Genomic DNA, 16,341 nt, shown 5'->3' on the forward strand with positions numbered 1-16,341 from the left:
CTTCGCGTGCGGCGTTTTGTCCGCTTGCCGTGACAAAGCGCGCTCAGGCGATACTGCCTGCTAGATCTTCTTGCTGGTGCCGTAGAACTGCGAAACCAGTTCTTCAACGAGGTAGCGATGGTGAACGCTCAACGCCTCGATCTTCGAAGCCAGTTCAAGCGTTTCCCCGGAGAGCGGATATTTTTCGTCCGGTTTGCGCGGCTGGGGAACGGTGGCCGAGGCATTGCCCGGCGACGGTCCGTAGTGAAGCCAATGCACGTCCACGTCGAACCACTTCGCAAGCGTTTCCAGCTTGTCATTGGTGGGAATGGTGCGGCCACTGAGCCACTTGTGGGCAGTCTGCGGAGAGACCGGCTGCTCGCCGTGATGGCGCAAGTTGAACTTGTTCGCAAGGTCGGTGCTGCCACGCAGCTTTTCGGGGGCGCGCTTCATCGCGAACTTAAGACGTTCGGAAAACGCGGCTTTTTCTTCGATGGTTGGCATTTCTAAATTGTGCAGCCAGCTTTCACCGAAGTTAGCAACCAGTTGAGCGAGATATAGCTCGTGAAAGCTACATATCGCCCGAAGGTGTAAGTAAATGTAAATGGCGTCAGATCTAACGCGCGTTGCATAAATCCAATTAAATCAGATAGTTCATCGAAATTCAGGTTCTTTGTTCTCAAATTTTCTAATTTCTTCGAAGACTAATCTTATCTAAATTGAGATAAGTTAGGATGAGTCTTGGGGCGATTTTCGCGGGAAACGTGTACGCGCCTCGCGTTACAATCCACGCACTTTCGCGGGTGCAGCCAAGCGACGTCGGCGTGCCGCTTCCCGCGGTGCCTCGTCGGCAAGATCCCGCCGGCCGTCCCTGACCGGCCGTCCCTGACCGGCCGTCCCTAACCTCGCCGCATCACGTTGATCCAGTCCGCCATGCTCGCCACCGATACCGATCCCATTGTCGCCATTGCCACCGCGCCTGGACGCGGCGGGATCGGCGTGGTGCGCGTTTCGGCTGGCCGCGCGGGCGCCGCCGCCGCCGAAGCGCTCATGCAGGCGCTGACCGCCCAGACATTGAGCGCGCGCCACGCGAGCTACGTGCCCTTCCTCGACGGCGCGGGCACGGTGCTCGACCGCGGCATCGCGCTCTACTTCCCGGCGCCGCACTCGTACACCGGCGAGCACGTTCTCGAGTTGCAGGGCCACGGCGGCCCGATCGTGCTGCAGCTCGTCCTGCAGCGCTGCATCGAGGCGGGTCGCGCGTTCGGCCTGCGCCTTGCCGAGCCGGGCGAGTTCACGCGCCGCGCGTTCCTCAACGACAAGCTCGACCTCGCGCAGGCCGAGGCCGTCGCCGATCTGATCGAGGCCAGCACGGAGGCCGCCGCGCGCTCGGCGGGCCGCTCGCTCGACGGTGCGTTCTCGCGCGACATCCACGCGCTCGTTGACGACGTGGTGACGCTGCGCATGCTCGTGGAAGCCACCCTCGACTTCCCCGAAGAGGAGATCGACTTCCTGGAAGCCGCCGACGCACGCGGCAAGCTCTCGAACATTCGCGCGCAGCTCGATCACGTGCTTTCGGAAGCGCGCCAGGGTGCGCTACTGCGCGAGGGGCTCTCGGTCGTGCTCGCAGGGCAGCCGAACGTGGGCAAGTCGTCGCTGCTCAACGCGCTCGCGGGCGCCGAGCTCGCGATCGTCACGCCCGTTGCGGGCACGACGCGCGACAAGATCTCGCAGACGATCCAGATCGAAGGCATTCCGCTGCACGTGATCGACACGGCGGGCCTGCGCGACACCGAGGACGAAGTCGAGAAGATCGGCATCGAGCGCACCTGGAGCGAGATCGGCCGCGCGGACGTGGTGCTGCATCTGCTCGACGCGCGTGCGGGTATGGCCGCCGAGGACGATGCAATCGCCGCGCGCTTTCCTGCGGGCGTGCCGGTCGTGCGCGTGCTCAACAAGACGGATTTGACTGGCGTGGCGCCCGAGGTGGCCACGCGTCCGGCGGAGGATGGCGCCGATGTGTGCGAGGTGCGGCTATCGGCGAAGCAAGGCGACGGCGTGGCGCTCCTGCGCGCGGAACTGCTGCGTATCGCGGGCTGGCAGGCGCACGCGCAAAGCATCTACCTCGCGCGCGAGCGCCATCTCATCGCGCTGCGCGCCGCGCGCGAGCATCTCGCGCAGGCGGCCGCGCACGCGGAGCAGAACGCGCAGGCACTCGATCTCTTTGCCGAGGAGTTGAGACTTGCACAGGAGTCGCTCAATTCGATCACCGGCGAGTTCACGTCCGATGATCTGCTTGGGGTGATTTTTAGCCGGTTTTGTATTGGGAAGTGAGGGGTTGCCGGATCATCCTTACCTGTACAAAAAAACAGTATTCCGATCTACAATTGCTGGCAATTTTTTGCCAAACGGCGGCAACCCATCCCAGCACGGGAGGTGTCAGTGATAAGTAGCAACGCGGTAGAAGCGCTCCACCATAGGACCTTCGAAAGCATCAAGCAGATCAACGACGGCGGCTCGGAGTTTTGGTTTGCTCGTGACCTTGCGCCGCTGCTCGACTATCCGCAATGGCGCAACTTCCTGCCAGTGCTGGATAAGCTCGGGAAGCCTGCCGTCAGAGCGGGCAACCGGTGGAAGACCATTTTGCGGACATGCGCAAAATGGTCGGGATCGGTTCCGGCGCTCAACGCCCAATCGATGACGTGTGCCTGTCTCGCTACGCGTGCTACCCGATCGTACAGAATGGCGACCCGTCGAAGCCGATAATCGCTAACGGGCAAAGCTATTTCGCGATGCAGACGCGCCGCCAGGAACTGGCTGACGATGCGAAGTCTGCCCAACTGAGCGAGGACGAGCGTCGTCTTGCGGTCCGCAACGAATTGGGTACGGCGGCCTTGGTAGCAAGGATATCCACGCCAGGAAAGGTCTGAAAAAGAGTCAGAAGATCCTCGACCACATGGGCAGTACCGAACACGCTGCCAATCTGTTCCGAGCGACGCAGACCGAGGAGAAGCTGCGGCGCGATGCCCGAAAAACTGCCGACGCCAGATACGAGTATTCAGCAGATCGAACGAGCGCAAAAGAAGCTGCCGAAATAATCCCAGCCTCGACCGCTGGACGATCAAAACGCGCCTGGGCTGATCCCCGAAAATCCGGGAAACACCATGAACACCCTCACCGTATCGTTACTTTCCGCAGTTCTCGTTTCCACAACCTCACTCGCCATAGCCGGCACACCCACCGACGACGCCACGACAACGACATCGAAGGCATCATGCGCCATCGGGTACGTCACCGGCGTGGGCGGATCGGCGCAAAGCTTTCGCGAATACCAGTCGAGCGACAGCAAATATCGCTACCTGGCCGACAACCCCATCCAGTGCCAGGTTTCCGAAGAAGGGCGTGCGTCCAACTGCGTCGGCGTCGTCAGTTTGCGCAATGAGCGCGTGAGCGTGTACGACGACAACGGCGACACGACGATGTCGGTGGTCACGCGCGTGGAGCTCGAGCACGGCACTTATCCGGTAATCATCGTCGTCCGCAAGCAGGATGTTCGCTGCGAGGAGTGAGCGCCGACCAGGCGCGTCCCTCCCCGCCAAAAGCCGCAAAAGTAAGGAATCGAAAGCAAGTGTAAGCAACGCGCGTCGGCGTGCACTGCGCGTCAGAGCCGCCTGTCCATGGCTCATGCCGCACCAGTGCTGCGGCTTCGTAAACTCCCGTCACACATGGTTTCGTTTTTCAATGAAGCGCCCAACGACAATACGTGCATTGGGAGAAAACCATGAAGACAATCCGACTCTGTTGCGCAATCGCGCTGGCCACGGGGCTTGCGAGTCTCACGGGCTGCGTCGTGGCCCCGCCGTATGCCTATGCGCCGGCACCCGCTTATGGCTACGGCTATGCGCCGGGCTACTATGCGGCACCTTCTGTCGATATTGGGGTCGGCGTGGGCGGCTATTACGGCCATGGCTGGCACCGCTAAGTGCATCTGCACAACACCAGGATATGCCCCGACTCAAGCTTTGCCGATGCGCGTCGGGAGAGCTGCGAACGCCTGCTGGCAACGGTTCGGCGCGTGGGGCACGCCGTCCTCCACGCCCCCTATCCATTGTGATAGCTGTACACGTTTTTCCGGCGCACTAAAGTGACGGCACGCATCCAGCAATGAGCGCTGAACTGTTCTTTCGGGGAGCAAAGTGAAATTCATCGATCAGGAAATCACGCACATCATGCGCGTCATGATGCCGTCGCTGCTTTCGGACAGCGCGATTCCTTTTCTTTCGTTCGACTACTGGCACAAGCGCCTTTCGAACCTGCTCGATACTGCCCAGCTCTCGCACGCCCAATTTCGTACGCTCGACTCGCTCATGACGCAACTCGAGCGCCTCCAGACACAGCACGCCGCAGCCTGAACGCAGCGTCGCCCCACCCGCCGTTCTGTTAGCGGCGCGCTACGACCGATCAACCTCGCCATGTAACCCGAGCATGGATTAGCCCGCCAAGGAGCGGGCTTTTTTCTTTTCGGGCACGCCATCGCAATCGCGCAGGCATTCGTTTCCGATAAATTCGCAGACGAAAAAAAACCGCGGCAGGGGCCGCGGCCAAGAGCTTGCCACTACTAACTACACGGCGCGAGGGGACGTCGCCGCGAAGTCATTGTCGCGGCTCACTTCCTCGCCATCAATGGCCGCGCCGCTGATCTGACAATCGTTAACAATTGCGGGCGCATGGTCTTCCGACCCTCGGTACGCGCTTCGCTGGCCCACCCGCGAAGACGTCAGCCTCTTGAAATTGCCGCTTGTTCCCTGCATGTACGGCCCACTTTCATCGGAGAATTCTGATCGTGGGAAGCCGACCCTCCTTCATCGACGATCTCGCTCGCGACCTTTCGCCCGACGGCGCACGCCCTCGCGCCGAGGACGATGGCGCCCTCCTCGACGCTTATTCGCGAACCGTCATCGGGGCGCTCGAACGCGTCCAGCCGTCCGTCGCCCATATTGCCGTCGAACGCCGGGCGCCCGGCAGCGCCGCCGCGCGCGGTGGCAGCGGCTCGGGTTTTTTGTTCACTCCCGACGGCTATCTGCTCACCAACAGCCACGTCGTACATGGCGCAAGCGCGTTGCGTGTGACGCTTGCCGATGGTTCGACCTATGACGCCGACCTCGTCGGCGACGACCCGAGCACCGATCTCGCCGTGCTGCGCATCGGCGCGACCGAGGTGCTGCCGCACGCCGCGCTCGGCGAATCGGCGAAACTGCGCGTCGGGCAGATCGCGATTGCCGTAGGCAGTCCGCTCGGCCTCGCACAGACCGTCACCACGGGCGTGGTCTCCGCGCTCGGCCGTTCGCTGCGCTCGAACTCGGGGCGCATGATCTACGACGTGATCCAGACCGATGCCGCGCTCAATCCCGGCAATTCCGGTGGCCCGCTCGTGAACTCGGCGGGCCAGGTGATCGGCGTGAATACGGCGATCATTCCCGGCGCGCAGGCCATCTGCTTCGCCACCGCCATCGACACCGCGAAATGGGTCATCACGCAGCTGTTCGCTCATGGACGCGTGCGGCGCGCGCACGTCGGCGTTGCCGGTACCACCGTATCGATCGCGCGCAAGATGCAGCGTTATTTCGAACTGCCAACGACTACTGGCGTGCGGGTGATGGAGATCGTCAAGGGAAGTCCCGCGGCGCTCGGCGGCCTGCGGGTGGACGATACGGTCGTGGCGATCGATGGCGTGGCCGTCGACGGCATCGATGCGTTGCAGCGCTTACTCGACGCTTCGCGCATCGGGCGCGCTGTGGAATTCACCGTGATCCGACTCACGCAAAAGCTGAATCTGCAGGTCACGCCTGTCGAGCAAGCGGTCTTGCTTTAGACGCAGTAGCGCCGGCGACCGCCCTCGGGTTTCCGAACGGCGGTCGCACGTCGACATCGTCAATCCGAAATTGATTGGTATGCCGAATTATCTGATTTACCAACCGGCAGGCTGTCCATAGCCGTCGTCATACTGTGCGGGCGGCGGCGGCGCAGGCTGCGCCGGCGCACACGGCACGTATCGGCCCGAGTATTGGTCGTAGCAACCGCCGGGCGCCGGTGCGGGCGCGGCGGCATAGACGGGGGCCGGCTCCGCGTAGACCGGAGCGGCCACCGGTGCCGGTTCGGCATAGACGGGCGGGGGCGCCTGATAAACCACGGGGCCGCTGTTCATCGCCGCGCCCACCACCGCACCGATCAGCGCGCCGCCGACCAATGCACCCACGACATCGCCACCCCGATCGTGCGCGCTAGCCGGGCCAGCCGCCATCACGCATCCTGCCGTCAGCAGGACGGCTGCAATCTTTCGCATGTTGTTCTCCTCGAGAACGTTCGAAAACATGCGTGCGATTGTGGGCGCGAAGCGCGGATACAGGTGCTGCAAGTGGTAACGACGAATTACGCAGGAGTGAATTACGCGATGCTACGTGCGAACACGCAGGCCCGTCATGCGCCATCGACTGGATGAGCAGGCAGAGCGCGGTGATCGGCTTGTTGCGATTGTTGCGACGTGCCGTGCGCCGAGTCTCCCATGGGTGGGAACGCTTCGGCACCAGACTCATGGTCCACGCCGTCGTCACGTTTGCCGGCGACGGGGCAAAGCAAGGTGAGAGCGATGGAACACGCCATCAGCGCGAATAGCGCGACGAAGTACGTCATCCAGGAGAACTCGAATTCCATGAGTGCCTCCTACGATCAAGCGCGTCCCCCCCGCGGGAAGCGCGGAACCTGTGCCCGGGAACCGGCCCGGGCTGCAATCCCGCCACCGAACTCAGTGGTGCAGGATGCTGCGCAGCGGATGACGCCAGTCGATATGAGGAGCCCCCGCTTCTACGCGCTGCCTATGCTCCTCAAGGATTTCGTCCGAAAACAGGAAGACGACAATGACGAGGGGTATAACCAGAAACGCGCCCAGTATTACGTGTTCGATCACGATAACCTCCTGGTTGTCAAGCGGTTGCGATTCCATTGTAGCCGGAAAGCTACAGCTTGCGCGACAGGGGATTACCAATACCGGTGAGTGAAGGTGGGCCGCCGCACGAACGATGTCGAGCAGCGCCCGTGCCTGAGTGGCAAGGATAGGGCGCGGGCGGGCAGGCGAGAACGGACGGACGCCGCGGCGCCATGCAAGCTGGCGCCGCACCGCGGGGGCGAACCTGGCCAAACCAAACCGACCAGGTGCAAGCAGGGATAGCAAACGGCGGCAAATGCGCTTAGGCCGCCGACTTCTTCCATGCGGCGGCGAAAAGCCCCGCCCCGATCAGCAGCGAGCCGCCGGTGCGATTGACGAGACGCTGCACGCGCGGGCTGCGCACCGCCTTGCGCGCGGCCGCCGCGAGCATCGCATAGCCGAAGGCATTGAGCGTGGCGAGGGTGAGGAACGTCGCCTCGAATACGACGATTTGCGGCAGTGCGGCCGCGTGCGGGTCGATGAACTGCGGCACGAACGCGACGAAGAAAATGATGCTCTTCGGATTGAGCGCGGTAACAGCGTAGGCGTGCCCGAAGATGCGGACCGTGCGGGTTTCGGAGGTATCGGGCGCATCCGCGGTGTTCACGGGCGCGCGCCAGAGCTTGATACCCAGATAGATCAGATACGCGGCGCCGACCCACTTGAGCATCGAAAAAAGTGCGGCCGAAGCGGCAAGGATCACGCCGAGGCCGAGCATGGAGGCCGTCATCGCGGTGAAGTCGCCGAGCGCGACGCCTGCGGTCGTCGCCAGCGCGTAGCGGCGCCCGTGGCCAAGCGCGTAGGAGACGACGAGCAGGACCGTGGGTCCGGGAATGGCAACGAGAATGGCCGACGCGATTGCGAACGGCAACCAGTGGGCGAGAGTCATAGGGTTCTCCAGTGAGGAAGCCCGATTTATCCACGAAGTTTGCGGCCGCGCAAGGGCAGAGAGAGCGGCGCGCCCAGGCGCTCGGCTCGCGGCTGGCATCGTTATTGTTCTGCATTCGATGACTAACTAGCCGGATATTCAAGCCGTCGTGCTTCGACTTTATGTGCGCCGCGTCATAGCCATGAAAATCGTATTAAAGCGCTTCATTCGCACGCTTTTCATGGGAATCAGTTGCCCCATAGCGAAATCATTACCGGTTTGGACACCGCAAGCCCAACGCCGCAACCCGTAACTGCTGCATCCGCACACAAGTGCTTCTTGCAGTTCTCTTGGGGTCTTCTAGATTGAAAGGCGTGTGTCGTGAGTGGAAGTTAAATACATAGCTAACCTGAGTATAAGCCCGCAGCTCTATACGCGATCGGAGTAAGCCGTAAAGTGCCAGCTCCGATAAGACAGGAGGCAATCATGAAAATGCTATTCGCGATGACCGCATTCACCGCCGGTCTCTTTTGCGCCGTTTCCGCTCAGGCGCAGGATTTGGTCGTGAAGCCACAACAAACCGTGCAACTGAAGCCGGGCTCGTATGGCTGCCTCTCCAAGGACAAGCTCGACGCAGTCTCCCTGCACGAGCAAGCGGGCGAGCATCAGCAGATGCAGGAATATTTTGCCGATTACCGCTGCCTTTCGACGCCTGAGAACCAATCGTTCCGCGTCGTGCGCGTGGTGGGTCACGATATCGAGTTCGTCAACGCCGCGAACGCGGACGACCAGGGCCTCTGGACCGCGGATCGCTTCATCAAGCAGTAACGCTCGCACACCAGAGACCGGCGCGCCGGTCTCAGCGCACTGCGCCGCGCCAGCCCTGCCGCTCGCGCGACGCCTTTCGCCCCGGTCCCCTTCATCCCCGTGCTTCAACAGACCGCCGCACGCGCGTCGGGTCGTTGAGCGCGCGCCGCCAGCCGCCGCGACCGGCTTGCGGCCCTGATCGGGCCTTCAATAGGCCTGCCCGCCTCGCTCCCGTCATTGCGCCGTCATTTTCACGACCGACCATCCTGAGGGTCCTGCGCGCCACCGTCCGATGAATGCGGCACAGGGCGTGCTGGAAACTCGCTATCATGTGCGGCTTTTGCGCGGAGCGGGACTCGGGGGATTCGGTATGGCACTCAAATCGACCATCTACAAGACAGAACTGCAAATCGCCGACATGGACCGGCATTACTACGCCGACCATGCGCTCACCATTGCCTGCCATCCATCCGAAACCGACGAGCGGATGATGGTCCGCATCGCCGCCTTCGCGCTTTTCGCCGGCGAGCGCCTCGAGTTCTGCAAGGGTCTCTCGGATGTCGACGAACCCGACCTCTGGAGTAAGGACTACACCGGCGCGGTGCAGACCTGGATCGAAGTGGGACAGCCCGACGAGCGCCGCATCGCCAAAGCGAGTTCGCGCGCCGAGGAAGTGATCGTGATCGCCTACGGCGGACGCACCTCGGAGATCTGGTGGCAGGGCGTGCGCAGCAAGGTGGAACGGCTGCGCAACGTGATGGTCTGGTCGCTGGCCGAGGGCGTGGCAGCGGCGCTCGGCGCCCTGGCCGAACGCACGATGCGCCTGCAATGCACCGTGCAGGACGGCGCGGCCTGGATCGGCAATACGGAGAGCGAACCGGTGGCGGTCGAATGGACCGTTTTCAAGGCGCCTGAGAACGTTTGAGCCCGCGGCGGGCGGGTATCCGGTTCGTACCACCGGCGAGGGCCTGAGAGCCGTCATCCGTCAAACGCGAAATCAACGCGCAGGCGGTCCTTTCAGTTCGACCATGTTGCCTTCCGGATCGAACAGATACAGCGACGGCCCGAGACCTTCCGCGCCATAGCGCTCAACCACGTCGCCGGGGCGCGCGCCCCTCTGCGTGAGCCAGGCCTTGAGCGCCTCACCATCGAACGGCTCCACACGCAGGCACAGGTGGTCCATGTTGCCGGCCGCGCCCGACGGCGCCGCGCCGCCGTCACGATCGAGCGCTCCACCGATGGCGGCGAGATCAACAAGCGAGCGGCCCGCGCGCAATTGCACGAGCCCCAATTTTTGCTCCTCACGTTCGACGCAACAGCCCAGCACATCGCAGTAGAAGCGCGTCATGGCGGCGAGATCCGCCGCGCGGATCACGACATGGTCGATTTCGCGAATCTGGATCAGCATGGCTCTTCCCGAAGCGATACGGTCTACACAGTGTAGGAGAGGGAAAATGGCGGAAGTGGGGAGCGTGGCGGCACGGCCGCCAGTGCGACGGAATCGCTGGACGAAAAAAAGCCCGCTGCGGTGAGCGGGCTTAATCCATATCAGGAGGAGACATGGAGGAGACAGGAACCACTATACACAGCGGCCTGACGCGACGCAACAAGTTTTTAGGGGAAAACCCGCAATAGCGCCAAATTGTCGCACTTGCCGCGGCGTTTTTATGGCAGGCGGATGACAGCTCGCGGCAAAAGCCCCGATGCTGCGCGTTCGTCCGAACGACAGCGCAAGATCCGGCAGGCTTGTACGCGTACCAGCCGCTACAGTGGGACCATCGAATCCGCCCTTTCAGGGAGTCACGACATGAACGCCACCCCGACCGCCGCTCGCAGCAAGCTCGCCGCCGACCTCGACACCGCATTTGCCACCGGGTTTGCCACCGAAAGCGCACGCTGGACCGCCATCGCGGCGCGCGACGCGCGTGCCGACGGCCAGTTCTTCTACGGCGTGCGCACGACCGGCGTGTTCTGCCGCCCGTCCTGCGCCTCGCGTCTGCCGCGCCGCGAGAACGTAGAGTTTTTCGCCGATGCCGACGCCGCGCGCGCGGCCGGCTTCCGCGAATGCAAGCGTTGCCGCCCCGGCGGCCTGCCGCGCGAGCTCGAGATCGTGCGCCGTGCCTGCGCCGCCCTCGACGCCGATCCCCAGGCGCGCCTCACGCTCGCGCAACTCGGCGAGGCCGTGCACCTGAGCCCGTTCCATCTGCAGCGGCTCTTCAAGCGCGTGCTGGGCGTCTCGCCGCGCCAATACCAGGCGGCGCGCCGCGGCGCCGTGCTGCGCGACGCGCTCGCGCAAGGCGCCGATGTCACGCGCGCGAGCGCCGACGCCGGCTTCAACTCGTCGTCGCGGCTCTACGAGAGCGTGGCGGGCGAGTTGGGCATGGCGCCGTCGGCGTTCCGCCGCAAGGGCGCCGGGCTCACGATCCGCTATGCGAACGCGGTCACACCGCTCGGGCGCGTGCTCGTCGCGGCGACCGACAAGGGCATCTGCCGGATCGCATTCGGCGACGATCCCGCTGAACTGAGCGCGAGCCTCGCCGCCGACTTCGCGAACGCGCGCTGCATCGAGGACGAGACGGCGCTCGCACCGTTCGTCGCGCAGATCGACGCCTATCTGCATGGCCGCCGCGAGCGCATCGAGCTGCCGCTTGACATTGCCGCGACGGCGTTCCAGCAGCGCGTCTGGGACGCGCTCCAGCGCATTCCGTACGGCGAGACGCGCAGCTACACGCAGATTGCCGAGACGCTCGGCGCGCCGCGCGCGGTAAGGGCCGTCGCAAGCGCGTGCGCGTCGAACCCGGTGGCGCTGGCGATTCCGTGCCATCGCGTCGTGCAAAAGGGCGGCGCGCTGGCGGGCTACCGTTGGGGACTCGCGCGCAAGGCGGCGCTCATCGACGCCGAGGCGCGGGCGGGCGAAGTGCGCGTGACGGCCACGGCGCTTGCCGACGATCCGTCGAAGCGCGAGTCAAAGCACGACTCGAAGCAGGGTTCGAAACAAGCTTCGAACCAGGCGACAAAACGCGGCCGGGCCACCGCCACGCCGGAGACCACCGCTTGAGCGCCGTCCTGCCGAAAGAGTCGCCGCAATCGCGCAACGCTGGCCCGGAGCCCGACGCCACCCTCGAACTGCCGTTTCGCGCACCCTACGACTGGCCGCGCATGCTGCGCTTTCTGACGGGGCGCGCCACGCCCGGCGTCGAGGCCGTGGAGGACGGCGCGTGGCTGCGCGCGATCGACTTCAATGGCGCGAGCGGCACGCTCGCCGTGCGCCGCCATGCGCGCAAGCGCTGCCTCGTCGTCGAGATCGACGGGCCGGTGAGCGTTCACGCGGCTGCGCTGGCCGCGCCGCTCGCACGCATGTTCGACGTGCAGGCGGATCCCGCCGCGATCGGTGCGGGCCTGGTCGCCGATCCGTGGCTCGCGCCGCTCGTCGCGGCGGCGCCGGGGCTGCGTGTGCCGGGCGCGTGGTCGGGCTTCGAGCTCGTGGTGCGCGCGATCGTCGGCCAGCAGGTGAGCGTGAAGGCCGCGACGACCATCGTGGGCCGCCTCGTCGAGCGCGTGGGCAAGCGCATCGACGGCCACGCGCACGCGCGCACCGCGTGGCGCTTTCCCACGCCGGCCGCGCTGGCCGCCGCCGACCTCGCCGGCATCGGCATGCCGGGCAAGCGCGTGGCCGCACTGCAGGGGTTCGCTGCGGCCGTGGCGAGCGGCGAGGTCGTCATCGAGCGCGCGCCGGTGCAAGACGCCGCGCCGCGCTCAGCCCGCAAGCACAGCCCACACGCCGGCGAGCCCAGCGCCGATACGGCGGCCGAGCGCGCCACCCTCGACGCCATGCGCGCCGGACTGCTCGCACTGCCAGGCATCGGCCCCTGGACGGTCGAGTATGTGGCGATGCGTGCGTGGCGCGATGGCGATGCGTGGCCCGCCACCGACCTCGTGCTGATGCAGGCCATCGCCGCACGCGACCCCGCGCTCGTGCGCGCGACGCAGCAGCGCGCGCGCACCGAAGCATGGCGGCCCTGGCGCGCCTATGCCGCGATGCATCTGTGGAACGAGATCGCCGATCGTGCGGGCGCGGCGCGCGGCGGCTAGCCGCCGCGACATCGATCCGCTAGCCGCCAGGCGCGGATAGCGGCGCCCGCGCGAGCGCCGCAGCCAGCACGCCAAACACCTCGCCGAGCCGCACGCGGAGCGCCCGCGCGCAGCGTCGTACCCGCCGCAAAACCCCGCCCGAGGGGGCCTCAAGCAGGTCTTTCAGCGAGATGTTAAAGTGCCCGCTACCGAAAATCCCTTGTCGGCGGCGCGTGCAGCACGGTGCCGCCGGCCAGAGCCCGACCTGCCTTCAATGCCAGACACGACCTCTACACGCACGAACGACGTTCTCACGCAGCGCCTTTCCGTGCTGAGCGCCGGGCCGCATCGCGACGCGCTCACGCGCGGTCTGCGCGGCATCGAAAAGGAAAGCCTGCGGGTGACGCACGACGGCCAGCTCGCCATGACGCCGCATGCGGCGGCGCTGGGCTCGGCGCTCACGCATCCGTCGCTCACGACCGACTATTCGGAAGCGCTGATCGAGATCATCACGCCCGCCGAGCACGACGCGTCCATCACGCTCGACAAGCTCGACGAGCTGCATCGCTACGTCTATGCCGTGCTCGCGCGCGACGGCGAAATGCTGTGGAACGAATCGATGCCGGGCCTGTTACCCGACACCGACGACGGCATTCCCATTGCCCGCTACGGCAACTCGAACATCGGCCGCCTCAAGTACGTCTACCGCATGGGCCTCGCGCTGCGTTACGGCCGCACCATGCAGTGCATCGCGGGCATCCACTACAACTATTCGCTTGACGAAGACGTGTGGCAGGCGCTGCACGCGCACGAGCAGTCCACCGCCACGCAGACCGACTATCAGTCGGAGCGCTACCTCGCGCTGATCCGCAACTTCCGTCGCACGAACTGGCTGCTGATGTATCTGTTCGGCGCTTCGCCGGCGCTCGACGGGCGCTTTTTGCGCGGCCGCGCGAACGCGCTCGAGCGCTTCGACGCGCACACGCTCTATCTGCCGTACGCGACGAGCCTGCGCATGAGCGACCTTGGCTACTCGAACACCACGGGCCAGTCCGCGCTGCGCGCCGATTACGACACGCTGCCGGGCTACCTCGACGCGCTCGCGCAGGCGGTGAGCCAGCCGTATCCGCCGTACGAGGCGATCGGCACGCACCGCGACGGCGAGTGGGTGCAGATCAACACTAACGTGCTGCAGATCGAAAACGAGTTCTATTCGACGATCCGCCCCAAGCGCGTCACGTATCCGGGCGAGCGGCCGCTGCATGCGCTCGCCGCGCGCGGCGTGCAATACGTCGAGGTGCGCTGCATGGACATCGATCCGTTCGAGCCCACCGGCATTTCGCTCGAAACGGCGCGTTTTCTCGATGCCTATCTGCTCGCTTGCGCGCTCGACGACAGCCCGCTTCTGCCATGCCCCGATTACGAGCAGGCGAACGAGAACTTCGCGCTGGTCACGAAGGAAGGACGCCGCCCGGGGCTCGAGCTCAAGCGCGGCAATGAGACGATCTCGCTGCAGGACTGGGCCGCCGAACTGCTTGCGAAGATCGAGCGCAGTGCGGCCGTGCTCGATGCGCTGCGCGGCGGCAACGAGCATGCGCGCTCGCTCGCGGTGCAGCGCGCGAAGCTCGCCGATGCATCGCTCACGCCGTCCGCGCGCGTGCTCCAGACGATGCGCGACAAGCAGCAATCCTTCCTGCAATTTGCACTCGCGCAAAGCGAGCGTCATGCGGCGCATTTCCTCTCGCGTCCCCTCGACGCGCAAGCGATGGCACAATTCGAAGCGCTCGCGCGCGAGTCGCTCGATGGACAGGCGAAGCTCGAGCGCGAGGAAGTCGGCTCGTTCGACGCCTTCGTGAACGCCTATCGCGCCTACACGCTCAACCGCTTCAGCGTTTGACGCGCTGCCGTGCCGCGTTTTGCGCCACGCAAACCGCGGCACGAACCGCCATGGGACGGCGCGTGAAGGCGCATGAAGGCGGCGCGCGCTGCGAAACGCGGCGCATCGCCCGTTTCGGGCATCTCATTTGCTTGAAACACGGGCGTACGAGCGTGGTCCAACGTTTTATGGGAATGGCGCGCCAGCAAGCGCCGATGCCCCTCATGCCAACGACAAGATAACCGGGCCGCGCGCGACGCGTGCCCATTCAGGGAGGAACCCACGCGATGAAACGAACCCTGCCGATCCTGCTCTGCGCGGCGCTTGCGGCCTGCGTGCCGCGCGGCCAGGTCAACCCCGACGTCATGCAGATCGCCACCGCGCCGCTCACCTGCACCGACAAGCCGCAGTGCGACATCTGGTGGCAACGCGCCCAGGACTGGGTGCGAGGTCATTCGAAGTATGAAGTGCAAACCGTGACCGACACGCTGATCCAGACCGCCGGCCCCGGCGGCGGCAAGCGCGCACTGGCCTACGAAATCACGCGGACCCACAATAACGACGGCACGACCACCATCGGCTTTGCGGCGCATTGCGACAGCTCGCTCGGCTGCAAGCCCGATCCCTGGGCCGCAGGCGCGGCGTTCAAGCAATACGTGCGCACCGGCATCGAACAGCCGGTCCAGGGCATGGGCAACGACTCCGCCGAGACCGGTGCAGACTCCGCGCCCGCATCGGCAGTGCCGGGCGCCGCGCCCACTGCATCCTCTCCCTGAAGCCGCGTGATACTTCGGCGCCCTGACTAACGTAGCGCGTCTGTCAGGGCGCGCAACGCATGAGACAAAGTGGCTGGCTGGCCCATCGTGGGCTCGCTCATTTTGATCTCGTGCACTCTGAATCGAATCACTTCGATTGCGCATTTAAGCATTATCTGATTGGGTGACGTGTCGAGGAATCGTATTGTGGCTCTGCTTCGGCGTGCGCCGGACGACAGTACTTTCCTCTTCCATCATTCAAATCGAAAATGAAAATGCGACTTCTGCCCGCCAGCGCACTGGCTGCCCTCACCGTCGTCGCGGCTGGCTGCAGCACCGCGTCGGGCCCTACCTACAACCTCGACATCGTGACGCTCGCCAACGGCACGCAGGCCTATCGCGTACAGTGTCTCGGCTTGTTCGAAAGCTCGAAGGCCTGTATGGCGAAGGTCACCGAGATCTGCGGCGACAAGGAGCCGTTGCGCGTCTCGTCGACCGATCGCGCCGTGTCCGGCTTCAAGCCCGAGAACGATCCGCGCGAGATCATGTTCGTTTGCCAGACGCCGCCTCCTCCTGTGGTCCAGGCGCCGCCCCCACCGCCCCCGCAAGTCGACACGCAGCCGCGTACCATCACGCTGAACGCGGACGCCAACTTCGCCGTCAACAAGTACGACCTGCTGCCGGCCGGCAAGCAGGCGCTCGACAAGTTCGTCGCGGATAGCGACGGCGTGAATATCGGCACGGTCGTGATCGATGGCCATACGGATTCCACGGGCTCGAACGCACTGAACGACCGCCTCTCGCTGCGCCGCGCGCAAACCGTGCGCAACTACCTGCAGTCGCACGGCCTGCATGCCGGCCAGTACCAAGTGCACGGCTACGGCAAGACGAAGCCGATCGCGTCGAACGCCACCGTGGAAGGCCGCGCGCAAAACCGCCGCGTCGAAATCCAGACCCAGGGCGTGACCGCGCGCTAACCTGCGCTTCATCACGGCTGCAACAG

At 64.8% G+C, this 16,341-nt stretch carries 19 protein-coding genes; 13 read left to right on the forward strand and 6 right to left on the reverse strand.

The annotated features are described in order from the left end of the window. Positions 1-60 precede the first annotated feature (60 nt). A complete protein-coding gene (locus U5775_RS14195; protein ID WP_322058763.1) occupies positions 61-483 on the reverse strand; it encodes a transcriptional regulator in 423 nt (140 codons plus the stop codon). A 429-nt stretch (positions 484-912) separates the two neighbouring features. Here U5775_RS14195 and mnmE point away from each other — a divergent pair, with 429 nt between their 5' ends. The 6 genes from mnmE (at position 913) to U5775_RS14225 (ending at position 5,851) form a co-directional block, all read left to right on the forward strand. Then, on the forward strand, positions 913-2,313 hold the full coding sequence (mnmE, locus tag U5775_RS14200) for a tRNA uridine-5-carboxymethylaminomethyl(34) synthesis GTPase MnmE (protein WP_322058764.1): 1,401 nt from the start codon (positions 913-915) through the stop codon (positions 2,311-2,313). Between the two features lie 296 nt (positions 2,314-2,609). Beyond that, entirely contained in the window at positions 2,610-2,909 is a 300-nt protein-coding gene (locus U5775_RS14205) for a hypothetical protein (protein ID WP_322058765.1), read from the forward strand. Between the two features lie 234 nt (positions 2,910-3,143). After that, entirely contained in the window at positions 3,144-3,548 is a 405-nt protein-coding gene (locus tag U5775_RS14210) for a hypothetical protein (protein ID WP_322058766.1), read from the forward strand. Positions 3,549-3,760: 212 nt separating this feature from the next. After that, on the forward strand, positions 3,761-3,961 hold the full coding sequence (locus U5775_RS14215; protein ID WP_322058767.1) for a hypothetical protein: 201 nt from the start codon (positions 3,761-3,763) through the stop codon (positions 3,959-3,961). A gap of 214 nt (positions 3,962-4,175) precedes the next feature. After that, a complete protein-coding gene (locus tag U5775_RS14220) occupies positions 4,176-4,391 on the forward strand; it encodes a hypothetical protein (RefSeq protein WP_322058768.1) in 216 nt (71 codons plus the stop codon). A 431-nt stretch (positions 4,392-4,822) separates the two neighbouring features. Further along, the gene (locus U5775_RS14225; RefSeq protein WP_322058769.1) at positions 4,823-5,851 is read left to right on the forward strand and encodes a S1C family serine protease; all 1,029 of its coding nucleotides are present in this window, start codon (positions 4,823-4,825) and stop codon (positions 5,849-5,851) included. Between the two features lie 96 nt (positions 5,852-5,947). On the opposite strand, the gene U5775_RS14230 is transcribed toward U5775_RS14225, so the two are convergent. The 4 genes from U5775_RS14230 to U5775_RS14245 all read right to left on the reverse strand — a co-directional run bounded on the left by U5775_RS14230 (position 5,948) and on the right by U5775_RS14245 (position 7,850). Further along, the gene (locus U5775_RS14230) at positions 5,948-6,322 is read right to left on the reverse strand and encodes an ecotin precursor (protein WP_322058770.1); all 375 of its coding nucleotides are present in this window, start codon (positions 6,320-6,322) and stop codon (positions 5,948-5,950) included. Between the two features lie 134 nt (positions 6,323-6,456). Then, positions 6,457-6,690: a hypothetical protein gene (locus U5775_RS14235; RefSeq protein ID WP_322058771.1), complete on the reverse strand. Its 234-nt coding sequence runs from the start codon at positions 6,688-6,690 to the stop codon at positions 6,457-6,459. Positions 6,691-6,781: 91 nt separating this feature from the next. Beyond that, positions 6,782-6,943, reverse strand: a complete 162-nt coding sequence (locus tag U5775_RS14240; RefSeq protein WP_027815941.1) for a hypothetical protein — start codon at positions 6,941-6,943, stop codon at positions 6,782-6,784. A 280-nt stretch (positions 6,944-7,223) separates the two neighbouring features. Next, positions 7,224-7,850 (reverse strand): LysE family translocator, encoded by a 627-nt coding sequence (locus U5775_RS14245; RefSeq protein WP_322058772.1) that lies wholly within the window; start codon positions 7,848-7,850, stop codon positions 7,224-7,226. A gap of 465 nt (positions 7,851-8,315) precedes the next feature. Here U5775_RS14245 and sap1 point away from each other — a divergent pair, with 465 nt between their 5' ends. Together sap1 and U5775_RS14255 are read left to right on the forward strand one after the other, a co-directional pair. After that, entirely contained in the window at positions 8,316-8,657 is a 342-nt protein-coding gene (sap1, locus tag U5775_RS14250; protein WP_322058773.1) for a surface attachment protein Sap1, read from the forward strand. A 349-nt stretch (positions 8,658-9,006) separates the two neighbouring features. Then, on the forward strand, positions 9,007-9,561 hold the full coding sequence (locus U5775_RS14255) for a YaeQ family protein (RefSeq protein ID WP_322058894.1): 555 nt from the start codon (positions 9,007-9,009) through the stop codon (positions 9,559-9,561). Positions 9,562-9,633: 72 nt separating this feature from the next. Here U5775_RS14255 and U5775_RS14260 read toward each other — a convergent pair whose 3' ends face one another. Beyond that, positions 9,634-10,044, reverse strand: coding sequence for a VOC family protein (locus U5775_RS14260; RefSeq protein WP_322058774.1), 411 nt, complete (start codon positions 10,042-10,044; stop codon positions 9,634-9,636). A 399-nt stretch (positions 10,045-10,443) separates the two neighbouring features. Between U5775_RS14260 and ada the strand changes: the two genes are divergently transcribed. The 5 genes from ada (at position 10,444) to U5775_RS14285 (ending at position 16,315) form a co-directional block, all read left to right on the forward strand. Next, on the forward strand, positions 10,444-11,694 hold the full coding sequence (gene ada / locus U5775_RS14265; protein WP_322058775.1) for a bifunctional DNA-binding transcriptional regulator/O6-methylguanine-DNA methyltransferase Ada: 1,251 nt from the start codon (positions 10,444-10,446) through the stop codon (positions 11,692-11,694). Between the two features lie 101 nt (positions 11,695-11,795). Next, complete coding sequence (locus U5775_RS14270; protein ID WP_415913576.1) at positions 11,796-12,728, forward strand: DNA-3-methyladenine glycosylase family protein; 933 nt, start codon at positions 11,796-11,798, stop codon at positions 12,726-12,728. A gap of 253 nt (positions 12,729-12,981) precedes the next feature. Then, positions 12,982-14,604 (forward strand): glutamate--cysteine ligase, encoded by a 1,623-nt coding sequence (gshA, locus tag U5775_RS14275; protein WP_322058776.1) that lies wholly within the window; start codon positions 12,982-12,984, stop codon positions 14,602-14,604. Between the two features lie 266 nt (positions 14,605-14,870). Further along, positions 14,871-15,359, forward strand: coding sequence for a hypothetical protein (locus U5775_RS14280; RefSeq protein WP_322058777.1), 489 nt, complete (start codon positions 14,871-14,873; stop codon positions 15,357-15,359). Positions 15,360-15,613: 254 nt separating this feature from the next. Next, positions 15,614-16,315, forward strand: a complete 702-nt coding sequence (locus U5775_RS14285; protein ID WP_322058778.1) for an OmpA family protein — start codon at positions 15,614-15,616, stop codon at positions 16,313-16,315. Positions 16,316-16,341: the final 26 nt, after the last annotated feature.

The sequence above is a fragment of the Paraburkholderia sp. J63 genome, from assembly GCF_905220245.1.
Lineage (GTDB): Bacteria > Pseudomonadota > Gammaproteobacteria > Burkholderiales > Burkholderiaceae > Paraburkholderia.